The organism is Pedobacter sp. P26, from assembly GCF_050632135.1.
Taxonomy (GTDB): Bacteria; Bacteroidota; Bacteroidia; order Sphingobacteriales; family Sphingobacteriaceae; genus Pedobacter.
The window spans coordinates 4,321,287-4,338,085 of the sequence record NZ_CP192574.1 but is presented as its reverse complement, the minus strand read 5'-3'; the positions used below and the strand labels follow the sequence as shown (position 1 = coordinate 4,338,085).

At 40.6% G+C, this 16,799-nt stretch carries 15 protein-coding genes; all 15 read left to right on the top strand.

The window, feature by feature from the left end; genetic code table 11:
* Positions 1–19 precede the first annotated feature (19 nt).
* The 15 genes from ACQ86H_RS20075 (at position 20) to ACQ86H_RS20005 (ending at position 16,768) form a co-directional block, all read left to right on the top strand.
* Complete coding sequence (locus ACQ86H_RS20075) at positions 20–1,642, top strand: RagB/SusD family nutrient uptake outer membrane protein (RefSeq protein WP_431292285.1); 1,623 nt, start codon at positions 20–22, stop codon at positions 1,640–1,642.
* 13 nt (positions 1,643–1,655) lie between these two features.
* Positions 1,656–2,783 carry a SusE domain-containing protein gene (locus ACQ86H_RS20070; RefSeq protein ID WP_431292284.1) on the top strand — a complete coding sequence of 376 codons (1,128 nt, stop codon included), beginning with the start codon at positions 1,656–1,658 and terminating at the stop codon, positions 2,781–2,783.
* A 48-nt stretch (positions 2,784–2,831) separates the two neighbouring features.
* Positions 2,832–4,037 (top strand): glycoside hydrolase family 76 protein, encoded by a 1,206-nt coding sequence (locus tag ACQ86H_RS20065; protein ID WP_138822576.1) that lies wholly within the window; start codon positions 2,832–2,834, stop codon positions 4,035–4,037.
* Between the two features lie 104 nt (positions 4,038–4,141).
* A complete protein-coding gene (locus ACQ86H_RS20060; protein ID WP_431292283.1) occupies positions 4,142–5,074 on the top strand; it encodes a glycoside hydrolase domain-containing protein in 933 nt (310 codons plus the stop codon).
* Positions 5,071–6,408, top strand: a complete 1,338-nt coding sequence (locus ACQ86H_RS20055; protein ID WP_431292282.1) for a glycoside hydrolase family 92 protein — start codon at positions 5,071–5,073, stop codon at positions 6,406–6,408. The genes ACQ86H_RS20060 and ACQ86H_RS20055 overlap by 4 nt, the downstream gene beginning before the upstream one ends.
* A 22-nt stretch (positions 6,409–6,430) precedes the next feature.
* Positions 6,431–6,658 (top strand): hypothetical protein, encoded by a 228-nt coding sequence (locus ACQ86H_RS20050; protein WP_431292281.1) that lies wholly within the window; start codon positions 6,431–6,433, stop codon positions 6,656–6,658.
* A 4-nt stretch (positions 6,659–6,662) separates the two neighbouring features.
* A complete protein-coding gene (locus ACQ86H_RS20045; protein ID WP_431292280.1) occupies positions 6,663–7,403 on the top strand; it encodes a glycoside hydrolase family 76 protein in 741 nt (246 codons plus the stop codon).
* Positions 7,404–7,606: 203 nt separating this feature from the next.
* Complete coding sequence (locus tag ACQ86H_RS20040; RefSeq protein ID WP_431292279.1) at positions 7,607–8,464, top strand: ROK family protein; 858 nt, start codon at positions 7,607–7,609, stop codon at positions 8,462–8,464.
* A gap of 363 nt (positions 8,465–8,827) precedes the next feature.
* A complete protein-coding gene (locus tag ACQ86H_RS20035; protein WP_431292278.1) occupies positions 8,828–10,492 on the top strand; it encodes an alpha-L-fucosidase in 1,665 nt (554 codons plus the stop codon).
* A 217-nt stretch (positions 10,493–10,709) separates the two neighbouring features.
* Positions 10,710–11,063, top strand: a complete 354-nt coding sequence (locus tag ACQ86H_RS20030) for an L-rhamnose mutarotase (protein ID WP_138822586.1) — start codon at positions 10,710–10,712, stop codon at positions 11,061–11,063.
* Between the two features lie 415 nt (positions 11,064–11,478).
* Positions 11,479–12,147, top strand: coding sequence for a ligand-binding sensor domain-containing protein (locus ACQ86H_RS20025; protein WP_431292277.1), 669 nt, complete (start codon positions 11,479–11,481; stop codon positions 12,145–12,147).
* The gene (locus ACQ86H_RS20020) at positions 12,083–13,132 is read left to right on the top strand and encodes a ligand-binding sensor domain-containing protein (protein ID WP_431292276.1); all 1,050 of its coding nucleotides are present in this window, start codon (positions 12,083–12,085) and stop codon (positions 13,130–13,132) included. Before ACQ86H_RS20025 ends, ACQ86H_RS20020 begins: the two co-directional genes overlap by 65 nt.
* Positions 13,133–13,158: 26 nt before the next feature.
* Positions 13,159–14,337 (top strand): triple tyrosine motif-containing protein, encoded by a 1,179-nt coding sequence (locus ACQ86H_RS20015; protein ID WP_431292275.1) that lies wholly within the window; start codon positions 13,159–13,161, stop codon positions 14,335–14,337.
* A complete protein-coding gene (locus ACQ86H_RS20010; RefSeq protein WP_431295433.1) occupies positions 14,334–15,506 on the top strand; it encodes a response regulator in 1,173 nt (390 codons plus the stop codon). The genes ACQ86H_RS20015 and ACQ86H_RS20010 overlap by 4 nt, the downstream gene beginning before the upstream one ends.
* A 395-nt stretch (positions 15,507–15,901) precedes the next feature.
* A complete protein-coding gene (locus tag ACQ86H_RS20005) occupies positions 15,902–16,768 on the top strand; it encodes a helix-turn-helix domain-containing protein (protein WP_431292274.1) in 867 nt (288 codons plus the stop codon).
* Positions 16,769–16,799: the final 31 nt, after the last annotated feature.

The following is a 16,799-nucleotide window of genomic DNA, read 5'->3' as shown; positions in this document are numbered from 1 at the left end:
CACGGCTAGAATTACTTATATGAAATTTTTAAATAAAAACCTCATCATTGCTTTCAGTCTTTTTGCTTTTGCAGGGTGTAAAAAGCTCGATATTGCGCCAACGGACCGGTTTTCGGATTTAACATTCTGGACCGTTGATGTAAACGTAAGCAGTGCCCTTAACAATAATTACAGCTTGCTTTACAACAGCTCATTGTACTTTGAGCCCGAGGCACTCTCTGATAATGCTTACTCTCCTTCAGGCGACCTCAACCTCATTGCAAGCGGAAATGCAACTTCCCTTACCGCAAAGTTTGCCGGAGACTGGGCAAGTTATTATAAAACCATAAAATCAGTCAACATATTTTTAGAAAATGTAGACCAAAACAAAACCCTCCCAGCGGCTACGATTGCCAGGATGAAAGCTGAAAACCAGTTTATGAGGGCTTTTGCATTGTTTAACCTGAGTAAATGGTATGGCGATGTGCCCCTTCCGGATCATGATCTTACACCAGAGGAGGCTCAGGTGATTCCGCGTACCTCAAAGACGGCGGTAAGCGACTACATTATTGCTCAGCTTGAAGCTGCTATACCCAATCTTCCAAGTAAAGATCAGCTCCCGGCCAGTGAAAACGGTAGGATTACAAAAGCTGCGGCACTTGCCCTGGAGATGAGAACATTGCTTTACCAGGGAAACAAAATGGCTGAAGTAGTGGCGGTTTGCGAAAAATTAATTAACAATCAGGCAACCTACGGCACCTATTCATTAACCCCAAATTACAGTGCTTTATTTAGCGACCCTGCAACCAACAAAACCAATAGCGAAAGTATACTATCCCTTCAATATGTTCCAACAGTCAGGACCTGGCAGAATTTCTGGGATTTCGCTCCAAGAACAGTTGGCGGAAGGGTGAGTGCGATGGCTCCGACACAGGAGCTGATAGATGACTACATCATGCTCAACGGAAAAGGAATCAAAGAAGCAGGTTCAGGGTATGTGGAAAGTAACCCTTATGTAAACCGCGATCCAAGGCTCACCGCAACAGTGGTTTACGATCGGTATACATGGGTAAATCCAAACAATAGCACCAAAACGATTTACATCAGGCCAGGTTCAGACCCCGTTCAGCCGGGCTTGGATGAATATTCGCCAGGTTCGCAAAGTGCTTCTGCTACAGGTTATTATTGGCGAAAATACTTCGATCCAATTGCTTTATCAAGTTTTGTATCCGGAAATAATTTGCACCTTTTCCGTTATGCGGAGGTATTGCTCACTTATGCAGAAGCGAAAAACGCTTTAGGGCAGATGGATGCCACCGTATGGGCAAAAACAATTGGTGCGCTCCGGTCGAGAGCTGGTTTTACCGATGCAGCAGCCTTAAGTTTTCCATCCGGAGATTTAACCGCTGTTATTCGTCGTGAACGTAGGGCTGAGCTTGCAATGGAAGGTTTAAGAACTGATGACATCAGACGCTGGAGAGTGGCGGAAGTTACCATGAATGGCTTTGCCCACGGTGCAAAATTTGCAACTGACCAAAACGTAGATGGTGGCTACATCAGAACACAACAACGCAAGTTCAATCCGCAAAGGGATTACTTATGGGCAATTCCGTCAAGCGAGGTAAGCCTGAACAAAAATTTAACACAAAACCCTGGTTACTAACCCTTATTAGAATATGAAAAATCTCAAAACATTATTCGCCATGGTAATCGTTGTATGTACCGCTGCAATCTCCTGTAAAAAGGATGAGAAATCACTCAACGAAAACATTAGCACAACTGCAGCATTAAGCCTGCCGGCAAATATGGCGAACATAAAACTCACCCCGTCTAACGCATCTGCCTCACAGCAATTCAAGTGGACTGTGGCAAGTCCCGAAGATGGAGGACTTATACTTTACGAGGTGGTCTTTGACAAGGAGGGTGGAAATTTCTCCAACCCGGTTTTCAAAGTGCTTTCTGATGGTGGAGGCATACAACCCCAGGTTACCATATCGCACAAAGACTTAACCAAAATTGCTGCATTATGTGGTATTAACTCCTCTTCTACCGGCAAAGTCAACTGGACGGTAATCGCTTCAAAAGCCAGCAACAAGAAAACCAATCAGGAAACCAGAACACTTCAACTCGAACGCCCGGCAGGATTCGCTGAGGTGCCAACCGACCTTTACCTAACAGGTTCGGCAACAGAGAATGGTGATGATGTAAGCAAAGCAATCAGGTTTAAAAAGCTTGAAGACGGTGTATATGAGCTGTATACTTTCTTAAAAGCCGGAACTTATCAGCTTACAAACAAACCAGTTGCAGCAGGAAGAAAATTTTACGCTGAAGGCAATTTGCTAAAAGAAGGCGCTTCAACTATTACCGTTACCGGCAATACGAAAGTCTATTACCTAAAATACGATTTTAATGTAGCAAGTGTTGTAGAGGTTAGCGAAATTCAGAGCTTAGGGCTTTACATGTCTGCGTATGCCAGCGAAATTGGACAGTTAAACTACACTGCTAACGGCACATGGCAATCTGGCGTAATACCAGTTGTTTTTTATCAGTTTTCATGGGGCAGAGATGAGCGCTACAAATTTGCGCTTCATACCTCTGCAGGTATAAAATATATGGGCAGCAGCAATGTAAACAATGTAAGCCCGGCAGGTCAGGCAGCATCCTATTTTTATCTGAATACTGTATCTAATGATCAATGGAACAATACCTACAAGTTCGATCCTTCTGCCGATAACAAAAGTGTTAAGGCAACCGTTAGCCTGGGTGCAGCTGGTCCTTATACACATACTATCATTACCCAATAAATTAAGCGCTGCCACCGGTGAGTTACCGGTGGTTTTTAAACCTGTTTTATGAAAGCAATACTCAGATATACCGTATTTATGCTCGCCTTCTTCTTTGCAGTTTCATGTAAAAAAGAACCCGCGCCAGCACCAGTTCCTCCACCGCCTGTAGTGCCCCCGGGAGTTCCGGGCGCACCGGTTAATTACCTTCAGCTAGCAAAGGACACCCATAATTTTACGATGAATAACCTACTTACCGCTAGCTATGGATACCGGGCCAACACCACATCCAAATCTTCGAATTGCTTTGAGTGGTATAACGTAAGCCAGATTTATGCCGATGCCGCAATGGTTGCTGCAGGAGAAAGTAGTTATTTGGTGTACATGAACAATACATTCAAATTCATGGATAACATGTGGGATAAGAAAGACCTGCGAGGTGGGTATTTCGCCTCTGTGAACCTTGACGGTAGCGGGGCAGGCGGCGACAAATATGTAGATGATAATGCCTTAAGCGGAATGGTGTACCTGGAAGCTTATGAAGTAACAACGGGTGCTGATAAACAGGCCTACCTGGCAAAAGCTAAAGCCTGTGCCGACTGGCTGATTAACAGTGGCCTCTGGGATAACGTTTACGGTGGAGGCTTTTACTGGAACACGCAGAAACCTGAAAAACCAACGCAAACCAATGGATTAACGCTGCAATTGTTTTCTAAACTGTATGGTTTGACCGGAGAATCCATCTACAGAGACTGGGCAAGGCAGGTTGATGCCTGGTTGAGTGCAAAGATGTTCGATCCGAATACCGGCCTTTACATCTGGAAAATAGATGGAGCAGGTGAAGGCTTAAAACACAACGAAAAGTTTACCTACGATAATGCCATAATGGTAGAAGCTTTCCTGATTTACAGTAAGGCTTTCAACGACCCTTCTTATCTAACCAAAGCTCAAAATTTGGGAAAAGCCATGAATAATACACTCTGGAATGCACTATATAAGGGTTATGTTTTTAATACCGCAGAAACCAGGATCAATCCGGCATGGTGTGCCTGGGGTTCACAAGCCATGATCCGGCTTTATGAGGCTGACAAAAATGAATCATGGCTGGTATACGCCAAAGAAAATATCAACCGACTGAATATTGCCAATCGAAATTCAACTACATTGGGTTATTATTTCTTTGCCGGCTTCGATGGTCAGAACCGTTCTGCAGAAATGGAAACCGTTGATCAGGCCTGGATGCAAAGACTACAAGCAATGTTATCAAAATTTTAACAACAGATCCTCAATTTTATGAAAACAGGTCACAAATCTATATCCGTTCTCCTCGTTTTACTTTTTTTAATGCTGTTTCCTACGCACAAGATGTGCTGAAATTTGTGAATCCTAACATCGGCACCGCACACAGCAGGTGGTTTTTTTACACCCCGGCTGCCGTACCTTATGGAATGGCAAAACTTGCACCATCTACAAATGGCAGTTATGGAAACCTGCAAGGCTGGGAGGCCGTTGGCTATGATACACGACATACGTCTATAGAAGGCTTTGTGCATTTTCATGAGTGGCAGGTTGGTGGGATCAGCTTTATGCCAACTGCGGGTGTACTCAAAACTGTTCCCGGAGCACTCGAAAAGCCCGGAAGCGGTTACCGCTCAAGTTTTTCAAGAAAAAATGAAATTGCAGAGCCCGGATACTATTCAGTAATTTTGGACGATTTTAAAATTAAAGCAGAACTTACTGCTACAAAGCGGGTTGGCTTTCATAGATATACCTTCCCGAAATCAGACAGTTCCAGGATTATGCTATCCATAGGAAATATCCAGGGCGAAAGCGGACCGGTAACAGATGCATCGGTAGAAATGATTGATGATACCCATTTTCAGGGCTATGTGATCACTTATCCGAAATATGTTAAAACCTATGATGAGGGCGGACGCGTAGCGATGTACTTTTTTGGGGAGCTTAATAAAAAGCCAGTGACAGTGGGGGCCCTGGCTAGAGAAGCCTCGATAGCGAATCAAAAATCATCAAAAGGAATTGGTGCAGGCTTATATTTAGGCTATAAAACTGTAGAAAAGGAAAGCATCGAAATTAAGGTTGGCCTTTCTTATACCTCCATTGCTAATGCAAAGCTCAACCTTAAAACTGAAGCCGGACACCTGGGTTTTGCTACTGCAAAAGCGGCTGCTCAAGACGAATGGAGTACTGCGCTGGGTAAACTCAAGGTATCAACCAACAATGTTGCCGCTAAAACAAAATTTTACACTGGCCTTTATCACGCACTTTTGGGAAGGGAATCGCCAGCGATGTGAATGGTAATTTTCCAAGACACGATGGGACCATAGGTCAGTTGCCTAAAGATGCAAAGGGGAAATTCAGCTACAATTTTATGAATACTGATGCGATATGGGGTGGTTTCTGGAACCTTACCCAACTATGGGCACTTTCTTATCCTACCCATTATAGTGATTTTGTGCACACCCAGCTGGAAATTTATAAAGAACGTGGCTGGTTTGGTGATGGAATAGCCAATAGCAATTTCGTTTCCGGCGTGGGCACCAATTTCGTGGGTTTAGCCATCTCAGGGGCTTATCAGGCAGGCATTCGTGATTATGATTTGAATTTAGCCTATGAAGCCGTAATGGGAAATGAACTCGGTTATCAAAATCGTCTTGTAGGTTCTGGCAAAATGGACACCAAAAGTTTTATCACAAAGGGATATGTGCCTTTTTTAGATGCCGACAAAACTGATTCTACAGGATCTCATTTTTCAGGATCGCATACACTTGAATACAGTTACAGTGCATTTGCGGCAGCACAATTTGCCAAAAGATTGGGCAAAACAACTGATTATCAGAAAATGATCCAACTGTCAGACGGTTGGAAAAACATATTCGACAGCGGGCTAAAGCTTGTGCACCCTAAAAAAGAGGATGGTACATTTATCAGCAAGTTTGACCCTTTAGAAGCCTGGCGTGGCTTTCAGGAAGGAAATGCCACACAATATACCTTTTATGTGCCGCAGAATCCTAAATCCCTAATTAGTGAGATCGGAGAAAAAACCTTTAATGTTAGGTTAAATGAAATTTTCGAAACCTCCAGAAAAAATGCTTTTGGCGGAGGCAAAACCATAGATGCATTCGCAGGCATACAGTCTCTTTACAATCATGGTAATCAACCAAACTTGCACATCAGCTGGCTATTTAATTATTCTTCAGCACCTTGGCTTACTCAAAAATGGACGAGAGCGATATGTGATGAGTTTTACGGAACCGAGAGCATACATGGTTATGGCTATGGCCAGGACGAAGATCAGGGCCAACTGGGTTCCTGGTATGTCATGTCATCGCTTGGACTCTTTGATGTAAAAGGATTGACGGATTTTAGGCCAACGATCCAGCTTGGAAGTCCTGTTTTTGACCAATCGGTCATTACACTGGGCAACGGAAAATTGCTGACCATAAAAGCCGAAAACAATTCAAATGAAAATGTTTTTGTGCAATCAGCTTCCTGGAACGGAAAGGTACTTAATCAGGCTTGGCTGTATCGCGATCTACTGATGCAGGGCGGAACGCTTATCCTGAAGATGGGAAATAAGCCTAATAAAAACTGGGGTGTAAAAGTGCCGCCTCCATCAGTTCAGTAAATCGGGGTAGATTCTAAAATATATGAGAAAAATTATCTACATCCTGCTATTGCTTTTCTGTGGCAGGGCTTATGCTCAAACTCCCATCTTAAAAAATATATATAAAGCCCGGGCCGGGGAGATGTTTACCAAAATTTGGACGCACTATCGCGTGGATGGTTTTCCAGGGCTTTTTAGTGAACATTATCCATCAGATACAAAGGTTAATCTCGATTATTTTCAGGGATCTCAGGTACAAGAAAAAAGTTAGCTTTTTGTGGCCTTTTTCCGGGATGTTCTCTGCCGCCAATGTGCTGGTTAAATATCCCGATTTAAGGACAAAATATACGCAGTATCTGGATTCACTGACGACAGGCGTTTTGGCCTATAGAGATACCTTGCGTAACCCATCAGGTTATCAGGCATACCCGGTAGCACTAGAAAAGGCAGATCGGTACTATGATGATAATGCATTGGTGTGCATCGATTACCTTGAAGCTTACTTTAATACAAAGGATATGCTTTACATCAGAAAAGCCAAAGAAGTATTCCGGTTCATCGAAAGCGGTTGGGACGAGCATCTGCAGGGCGGTGTCTATTGGCTCGAAGGCCACAAGGATCAGAAACCAGCCTGCAGTAATGGGATGGCCACCCTGGCGGCGCTAAAGCTCTATCAGGCGACTCACGAAAAGGTTTATTTAAGGTGGGGAAAACGATTTTACCATTGGATGCATTCCAGGCTTAGAAATCCCGGTGGCATTTATTACAATGATATTAAGATGGACGGTGCTCAGAATGCTACCTACTATACTTACAATACTGGTGCTATGCTAGAGGGGGCCGTACTCTTGTATCGTTTTACAGGCAATCGCACTTATCTCTCTGAGGCCCGGCTCGTCGCAAAAAACGCTTTCGGTTTTTTTCAACCCGGGAAAATGGGGAATTCCGATTCAGGATTGATCTTCCCTGGTTTGTTACGGTTTTATTCAGGGGATATGAGGCATTATATAAGGTAGACCATAATCCAACCTATCTCAATGCAATAGCTTCAGAACTAGACCGCGCCTGGAAACTTTCTAAAGATCAATATGGGTTCTTAACCGCAAAATGGGCCACAGATAAAGAAAGTAAAGAAAAGCCAAAATGGCTGCTTGATGAAGCCTGTATCGCAGAACTTTACGGGCGGCTCGGATTGTTGAACATCAAATAATTAAATACAATGCATGAACATATCATTCTTGGAGCCGATATCGGCGGTTCTCACATCACTGCCGCTTTGGTCGATGTAAAGTCCGGTATTTTAATTCCTGGATCTACCAATCGGGCAAAAGTTGATTCGAAAGCAAGTCCGTCACATATTATACAAAGCTGGTGCAAGGTCATCGCCAAAAGTTTAAACAGTGCTGCACATTCAGGACGGGTTGCAATTGCCATGCCCGGCCCGTTTGATTATGAAAAGGGCATCGCTTACATGAAAGGTATGGATAAGTATGATGCGCTTTATGGCATGGATATCCGGGAGCTAATGCTTGCTGAATTGGGCCAAATCATCATTGAAATACATTTCATCAACGACGCGGGATGTTTTTTACAAGGAGAACTCACACACGGAAAGGCCTCTGCATACAACAAAGTTATGGGATTTACATTAGGTACTGGCTTTGGTTCTGCCAAAAGTGTAGGCGGCAAAGCAACCGATGCCGATTATTGGCAATATCCTTTTATGGGAGGTATCTGTGAAAATTTCTTTTCATCCAGATGGTTCACTGCTAAATATGCAGTATATTCAGGACTGGATACGCCTAACGTAAAACATTTGATCGAAGCAGCAGAGACCGGAGGTGCCTTGCTGCAGTTATTTGACGAGTTCAGTATGAATTTTGGAATTTTTCTGAGCCAGATTTATAAAAAAGAGAATTTTGACTGCATCGTGTTAGGTGGGAACATCTCAAATGCCTGGACACTCTTTTTGCCTCAGCTTCTTTACTACCTGGACATTCGATCTGTTTCAGCTCCGGTATATATTTCCTCACAAGGCGAATCTGCTGCCTTAATTGGTGCAGCCTGCAGTATTTGATGATCAAAAATAACACAATAGGCATGTTTAGCCAGGTGTAGCTATCTAAATGAAAAGTCTGGGTGGATAAACAAATAAAGATTGGGCCCTTTCCAACAGAAACAAATTTGTTGTAAATTATTAGGTGTCTTTCTATTATTGTTTGGCGGGTAAAATGAATTGATTTTTCCAGGTTGTGTCTAAAACTTCTAATCCTCAAAATGTCAGGTTTTTTCGTTTAAAGTTTCCCGGTTATGATTTTTTGAAAATGTTATAATAATACTATTAAAGTCGGATTAGTATAAAAAAAAGTCTTTTCATTATAAAGATCTACATGTCTCTACTGATAAATTTGTTTTTATTAGATCATGCTAACCAACGTATATGAACCGTAGAAAACTTATTCAAAGCCTTGCCCTTGGTTTACCAGTTTTATTCCTTTCCAATAAACTTTCTGCATTCTCAAGTGAGAATGAAGCTGCAAAACAGTTTGTGGAGAAAATTTTAGCTGGACCTTTTTCTCCTACCTGGGAATCGCTCGCGAAATATCAGACCCCTGATTGGTTTAGAGATGCAAAATTTGGAATGTGGGCACATTGGGGCCCGCAATGTCAGCCGGAAGCAGGTGACTGGTATGCAAGGGACATGTACATGGAGGGAAACTGGAAATACAAATACCATGTTGAAAAATATGGACATCCCTCTAAATTTGGTTTTAAAGACGTTATCAATATTTGGAAGGCAGAAAAGTGGGATCCGGAAGCATTGGTTTCTTTATATAAAAGCGTAGGTGCCAAATATTTTATGGCGCTCGCCAATCATCACGATAATTTAGATCTTTACGATAGCAAATACCAGAAAAACTGGAACTCGGTAAAACAGGGCCCTAAAAAAGATATCATTGGTGGATGGGCAGCCGCGGCAAAAAAACATGGTCTTCCATTTGCAGTAAGTGTTCATGCGGCGCATAGCTGGAGCTGGTTTGAAACCGCTCAGCGATCTGATAAAACCGGGCCATTGGCTGGTATACCCTATGACGGAAAATTAACCAAAAAGGATGGTAAGGGCAAATGGTGGGATGGACTTGATCCACAGGAACTTTACGCCCAAAATCATGAGCTAAGTAAAAACAGCGAAGATGATGGGATGATCCATAAACAATGGCATTGGGGTAATGGTGTAACACCCCCTACAAAGACATATATCGACAAATTTTTTAACCGGACAATTGATTTGATCAATAAATATAATCCAGACATGATTTATTTTGATGATTCACAATTTCCAATGTGGCCCATTAGCGATGCAGGTTTGAAAATTGCCGCACACATGTATAATAAAAGTATTAAAGATAAAGGTAAACTGACCGCAGTAATTACGGGTAAAATACTTACTGAAGAGCAGCGTAAAGCCATGGTATGGGATATTGAACGTGGGCAGAGCAATAGCATTGAACCACTCCCCTGGCAAACTGATACCTGCATAGGTGACTGGCATTATGATAGAGGTATTTACAATAGAAATGCTTATAAAACGCCTAAGACAATTATCCATACATTGGTTGATGTGGTGAGCAAGAATGGCAACCTCATGTTGAATATTCCTGTTCGTGGTGATGGTTCAATTGATGAGTTGGAGCGTCAAATCGTTGAGGAAATCGGCGTCTGGATGAATGCCAATGGAGATAGCATCTACGGCACCAGGCCATGGAAAATATTTGGAGAGGGGCCTGCGCAAAAGCAAGCTGCAGCATTAAGCGCACAAGGATTTAACGAGGGTAAAGGCAAACCTTTCAGTCAGGAAGACATACGCTTTACTGCAAAAGGTAAAACAATTTTTGCTACAGTAATGGCATGGCCAACAAATGGATCGGTTCTTATCACCAGCCTGCAAGCAGACAGTTCATATTATCCTGGAAAAATAAATAGTGTACAATTGGTAGCAACAGGGCAGGAGCTGAAGTTTGAAAGAAATGCAGAGGGCCTTAGAGTGTACTTTCCTGATGCAGCACCTGCAGCTTCTTATGCAAATCCGTTAAGAATTGTTTAATATGGCTCCTATTAGCAGTACAATTGGTGGTTATAAAGGTGAAATTGCAGGCTTATTTTTATCTGTTTTTTAGGTTTTAAACCAATCTTTTCACATTTTATATCTCTCATTTTAAGATGGTACAACAATTACAATAAATTAGAATGTTAAAATGAAATCCTTCAGGCTCATTTAGTATTCATTTTGTTAGAAAATATCCTTTAACACGCTTTGAACTATGAAAAAATATGCACTTGCACTTGATCTTATAGATGATGCTAAACTTATTGCTGAGTATGAAGCATACCATAAGCAGAGCTGGCCAGAAATAACAGATAGTATTATTGATGCTGGAATTTTAAAAATGGAAATCTTTAGGATTTCAAACCGACTCTTTATGTTGATGGAGACGACTGATGATTTTACTTTTTCCCGCAAGCAACAAATGGATCAAAACAATGAAAAAGTTCAGCTTTGGGAAGAATTGATGTGGAAGTTTCAACAACCTCTGCCCTTTGCAGGTGAAGGAGAAAAGTGGGTTTTAATGGAAAAAATATTTGAGCTGGATAGTGCCGAAAATAGTACAATATAATTTATTGAGCAAACAATTGAAACCACCCAGAAGCCATAATTTATATTTGTAACAAGTTTCTATGTAATATCTGCCAATCAGAAGCCTGCCAGCGTATTGATTGCTAAGCCCGTTTTCCTGGCTGCTGAGTTCTGCTCCATTCAATGATAAATACCATTCTATGGATAACTGAGCTGATTTTTATTAAGAAAGCTAAGCTAATCAGAAATCATTTTAAAAAAATGGCAGGAACATAATGCGCTTGGCCGCATTATTGTCAATCTGTATTCGCTAGAGTCTAAAACAAAATTATTAAGGAATTACAAATGGATTAATTTTGTTGGCTAATATTGTATTGACATTAGTGTATTAAGTTTATCTCCCTAACCAAGTATTCCATATGATGATTGTCTTCAGAATGTTTTTTTCATTTTGTTTGATAACAGTTAATTTCCAATGGGTTGTTGCTCAGTCGGCAAATGATCTTGCCACAAGCAAAAGATGGGGAGCTGTCAAAAATTATACGATAGCTACCGGACTCCCGTCAAAGGGCACTACAGCTACAATCAAGGATAGGAGGGGATTTATATGGGTTGGAACCCAGAATGGCCTCTGCCGTTTTGATGGCTTCAATTTTAAAGTTTTTTCCAGCAAAACCGGTGATCGCAGTTCGATATCAAATAATTATATCAATGCATTATGTGAGGATCATCAAGGGAGGATATGGGTGGGCACAATGGAAGGACTCAATTTGTTCGATCCGCTTTCCGAAACTTTTCAAAGATTTGTCCACAATGACATTAAGCCTGGTTCCCTAAGTAACAATAAAGTGTGGTCCGTTTTATGTGATAGAAAAGGAGTGGTTTGGATCGGAACGGATGATGGATTTAATCAGTATTTGCCTAATACTAATGAATTTCAGATATATAGGCCAGATTCCTCTAAAAAGAGCGCGATGGTTGGCAAATCCGTAAACGCCATTATTGAAGATGATAGAGATAACCTGTGGTTGGGCAATTGGAGTGGGGGATTGAATAGGTTTGAAAAAAAGGAAGCTGTTTACCAACTTCCCTCAGGATCATACAGCAGCGAAAAAAAACCCTAACGATATCTGGTCATTGTGTTACGCACCAAATGGAAGTATCTGGGTAGGGACATACTGGAACGGACTTTTCAACTTCAATCCAAAAAGTGGAAAATTCTCTAAAATCGAGCATCCTGGAAACAATAACAACTCCATTCTTAGCATCATTGCTGCAGATAAGGAGTCTCTTGTCATTGGAGTAGGCAATGGTTTTTATTTTTATAATATGTCACTGAACCAATGGAGCAAGATTGCTGGCATTCAAAATTACATCTCTGGCGACATATATAAAGATCGGGATAGCATTTTATGGATTAATGCACGCAATGGACTTTACAAGATAGATCATCAGCGCTATAAATTTGCCCTTAAACCTTTACCCTATAAAGGTAAAACAATGAACAGCATGCTCATCAACAAATCAGTCATCTGGTTTGGAACCGATAGCGGTCTTTTTAGACTTGATAAGAAATCTGGAAGATCAAGAATATTTACAAAAAACCAGGCAAATAGTAGTTTAAACAGCAATAATATCAGTAAACTTTATCTCGACAGCGAGGGGATGCTATGGATATTAACAGAAAATGGTTTCGATAGTTATGAGGAGCGTACAGACCGGTTCACTCACCATTATCATCATTCTTCTATCGGAACCCTATTTAATGAGGATGTTTTCAGGGATATTCTGGAAGTTGATAAAGGAGTCTATGTTTTAGCAACAGATGCAGGTATCAAGATCTATGACCGTAAGAAAAACCAATATCAGCATTTTTATAACCAGCCCAAAAATCATTTGTCGATAAACAATAATCATACCTATAACTTGTCTATGGCCCCTGATGGAAAGATTTGGATCGGTACTTATGGAGGGGGCATAAATATTTTTGACAGAAAGGTTGGGAAATTCCAGGCTATCACAACCCAAAACGGATTGAGCAGCAATGTAATCAACGAAATCTTTACAGACTCGAAAAAAATATCTGGATATGTACACCAGACGGATTAAATAAATATGATTCCAGCAGTCGACGGTTGTATATTTATTCTCAAAAAGACGGTTTCTCCAGCAATATTTTCAAGGATATCACCGAAGATAATGAGGGTACGATGTGGTTGATTACCGAAAACGGAATATCAAGTTTAGCTCCATTCACTAATCAGGTAAGAAATTTTGACGAGGCGGATGGGTTTTTAGTTAATTCGATCCTGGAGCGTGATGGATCCTCTATCATGATCGCCGGAAGCAAAGGTTATATGTCTTTTGACCCAAGACAAGTTAAGTTAAATCAGAATGGCCTTAAAGTATACATTACAGATTTTATGTTGTTTAATAAATCTGTTTTACCTAGTACCACAGGCCCTTTAAAAGAAAATATCAATGCCGCAAAAGAAATCGTACTTGAGCATGATCAGAGTGTTTTCTCTGTTGACTTTGTTGCCCTTAACTATGCCGATCCCTCAAAAATTGAATATGCTTACCGATTGGTTGGCTTTGATAAAAAATGGAATGAGGTTGGCACGCAGCGTAAGGCGACTTATACCAATTTAAATCCGGGGACCTATCGCTTTGAGGTAAAGGCCTCAAATAGTGACCGGATATGGAACAGGGAGGCAACTACTTTGATCATCAGGATCAGATCACCATGGTACTTCACCTGGTGGGCTTATCTGCTGTATGCTTCATTAACCCTGTTGGTCACCTTTCTTTATATTTCTTATCGGCGAAAACAGGAAAAACTAAAATATGAGATAAAAATTGCCCAAATGGAAAGTGAAAAGGAGAAGGAACTCAATGAAAAGAGATCTGCCTTTTTTACCAACATTTCACATGAATTCAGAACACCGCTCACCTTGATCATTAATCCGGTGAAGGACCTTCTCCATCAAGATAGCCGATACTTAGATACACGTAGTATGAATATCGTTTACCGGAATGCTAAGCGGTTATTAAGCCTCGTAGATCAATTGTTGCGCTATAGCAAGGCAGATGCTCAAGGGGATATATTGAAAATATCAAAGCTTAATATTGTTGATCTGGTTAAAGAGGTTTTCCTTTGTTTTGACCATCAGGCAAAATCAAATAATATCAATTATGGTTTCCATACCTCATCGGAGGTCATTCAGATCTATGCTGATAGGGAAAAACTTGAAATTGTTATTTTTAATCTGCTTTCAAACGCATTTAAGTTCACACCTGAGGGGGAAGAATAGCCCTTGGTATAAAGGAAAATGATGCAGATGTCAGTATTGAAGTTAAAGATTCAGGATGTGGCATCAGCGCAGAGTCACAGGATAAGATTTTCAATAGATTCTATCAGGAACATGCTAAAAACCGATCTTTTGGAGGTGGTTTTGGAATCGGACTTTATTTGGTTAAAAACTTTGTAGAGTTGCATGGCGGAAAGATAAACTGCCTGAGTGATGGGCATTCGGGGACAACATTCCATATTCAGATCTTAAAAGGTGATGCAAATATCAATTCTTCAATTGATACTGATCCTGAGCAAAGTCCCGGGTTTTTAAATGAAATTGATCAGCATGATTTGGGAATTACCGCTACTGACAGCAAAGAATTGCAACTCATCGACTCGGTTTCAGAAGAGAGAAAAACCATTCTTATCATTGATGATAATGAAGAAATTGCCCATTATCTTCGCGAAATTTTTGCTAAACAATATCACATTCTGCAAGCTTGGAATGGCGAGAGCGGTTTATCTATTATTCGTGAGCTCCTGCCTGATGTAGTAATCAGTGATGTGATGATGGGTGGGATAGGAGGAATTGAACTTTGCCAGGTAGTAAAAGAAGACGAATCTATTCGCCACATCCCCATAGTGCTGCTCACAGCAAGTACTTCAGAAGAGGTTAAATTAAAGGGAATCGAAAGTGGCGCCGATGACTTCATCAGTAAACCGTTTGATAAGGATCTGTTGATGGCCAGGATTGCCGGTATCCTCAAAAGCAAGAACAGCCTGCAAAAATATTTTTATAGTGAAATTACGCTGAACCCGAACAGCCTAAAGATATCTGTGGAGTACAAATACTTTTTAAAGAACTGTATAAATATTGTCGAAAAACATATTGACGATCCTGATTTTAATATCAAAATATTAGCAGAAGAATTAGGAATGTCCAGGGAGAATCTTTTCAAGAGGATCAAATCCATCTCCGGGCATTCATCCAGTAGCTTCATCCGTTTCATCCGTTTGCGAAAGGCTGCTGAAATTTTTATTACCACCGATAATACTATTAGGCAAACCATGTACATAGTTGGAATGAACGATATTAAATATTTTAGGGAACAATTTAAAAAAGTATTTATGATGAATCCTTCGGAATACATTAAAAAATACAGAAAAATCTTTTCAAAAAACCTTTAGGTTAATCAGGATCTCAAGCACAGGAAACCATAGTGTAGGTTTACTTATTGTAGCTTTCTCTGGATTTTATCCTTTTGTATAAAATGATAAGGCTGATCAAATAGTGTGCATATTGCCTTTCTTTCAGCACGCCAAAGGATCAATAACCCCTTTTGCCCCTCCAATTTTACCTGTTACCCCCCATTCATGGTTTGAAATTGGCTGACTTTAGTAATTAATTATAAATGCTGGTCATTTGGATTTTGCGGTCTGTTTGATTCTGATATTCCCGCTTGGTAAACAATGGTCTGATTATCCTTTCTGATAAAGGTACTCCGGAGACAAACACAAGGAAAGGCATGTCATTACAAGACCGCTTATCAAATTATCAATAACAGATTAAAGGCAATATGACAATGAATAAACGGCTCATCAGGCATTCTTTCCAGTTGCTGAACGTCGATTATGTGAAGCTTGGAAGCAAATGGAACTTTAAAAATGTAATCAGCCCTTATTATAGGTTGTACTATATTGATGAAGGTGAAGGTATGATATCAGGTCCAAACGGGTCAATTAATTTAAGCCCTGGTTATCTCTACCTCATTCCCAGCTTTACACTTTGCAACCTCTATTGTGAATGTTTTTTAAGCCAGTATTTCGTTCAGTTTTTTGAAGATTCTGCAGATGGGATATCGTTGTTTTCCAATTGCATGGAAAGTTTGCAGGTTGAGGCAAATGCTAATGATATCGCCAATTTTAAGAGACTGATCTCTATTAATCCAGGGAGGGGCATCAACCGGTCCAATGATCCAATGGTGTATGAAAAAGATATTTATTACAAAGAATACACCGAATTGAATAATCTTCAGAATATTGCTGTACAATACGAAACACAGGGAATTCTTTTACAGCTGATCTCCAGATTCTTAAAACCGGAAATATTTCATAAAGACAAAATTGTTGTCAAACCTTCAGTAGTAATGGATACTATCGGTTATATACAGATTAATCTGCGGGAACCACTTAAAGTAAGTCATCTGGCTGATAGGGCAAATTTAAATACAGATTATTTTTCAAGGCTCTTTCACCGTTACACAGGTCAAAGCCCGGTAAACTATATCCTGCAAAAAAGAATAGAACGGGCCCAGTATCTTATTATTACTACTAAAAAGCAGCAGGAGGAAATTGCCGAACTGACTGGATTTGAAAATGTCCATTATTTCTCCAGGGTTTTTAAGAAACTTACCGGCTTAACGCCGGGGGCTTACAGAGCCCAAAAATAAGATAATGAATTTTATTGATTAATATCTTGGG

Excerpts from the sequence above, each read along its gene's own strand:
- ACQ86H_RS20070 (WP_431292284.1), top strand. The coding sequence starts at position 1,656 with ATGAAAAATCTCAAAACATTATTCGCCATGGTAATCGTTGTATGTACC.
- ACQ86H_RS20065 (WP_138822576.1), top strand. The coding sequence starts at position 2,832 with ATGAAAGCAATACTCAGATATACCGTATTTATGCTCGCCTTCTTCTTT.
- ACQ86H_RS20035 (WP_431292278.1), top strand. The coding sequence starts at position 8,828 with ATGAACCGTAGAAAACTTATTCAAAGCCTTGCCCTTGGTTTACCAGTT.
- ACQ86H_RS20005 (WP_431292274.1), top strand. The coding sequence starts at position 15,902 with ATGAATAAACGGCTCATCAGGCATTCTTTCCAGTTGCTGAACGTCGAT.
- ACQ86H_RS20040 (WP_431292279.1), top strand. The coding sequence starts at position 7,607 with ATGCATGAACATATCATTCTTGGAGCCGATATCGGCGGTTCTCACATC.
- ACQ86H_RS20050 (WP_431292281.1), top strand. The coding sequence starts at position 6,431 with ATGAGAAAAATTATCTACATCCTGCTATTGCTTTTCTGTGGCAGGGCT.
- ACQ86H_RS20030 (WP_138822586.1), top strand. The coding sequence starts at position 10,710 with ATGAAAAAATATGCACTTGCACTTGATCTTATAGATGATGCTAAACTT.
- ACQ86H_RS20075 (WP_431292285.1), top strand. The coding sequence starts at position 20 with ATGAAATTTTTAAATAAAAACCTCATCATTGCTTTCAGTCTTTTTGCT.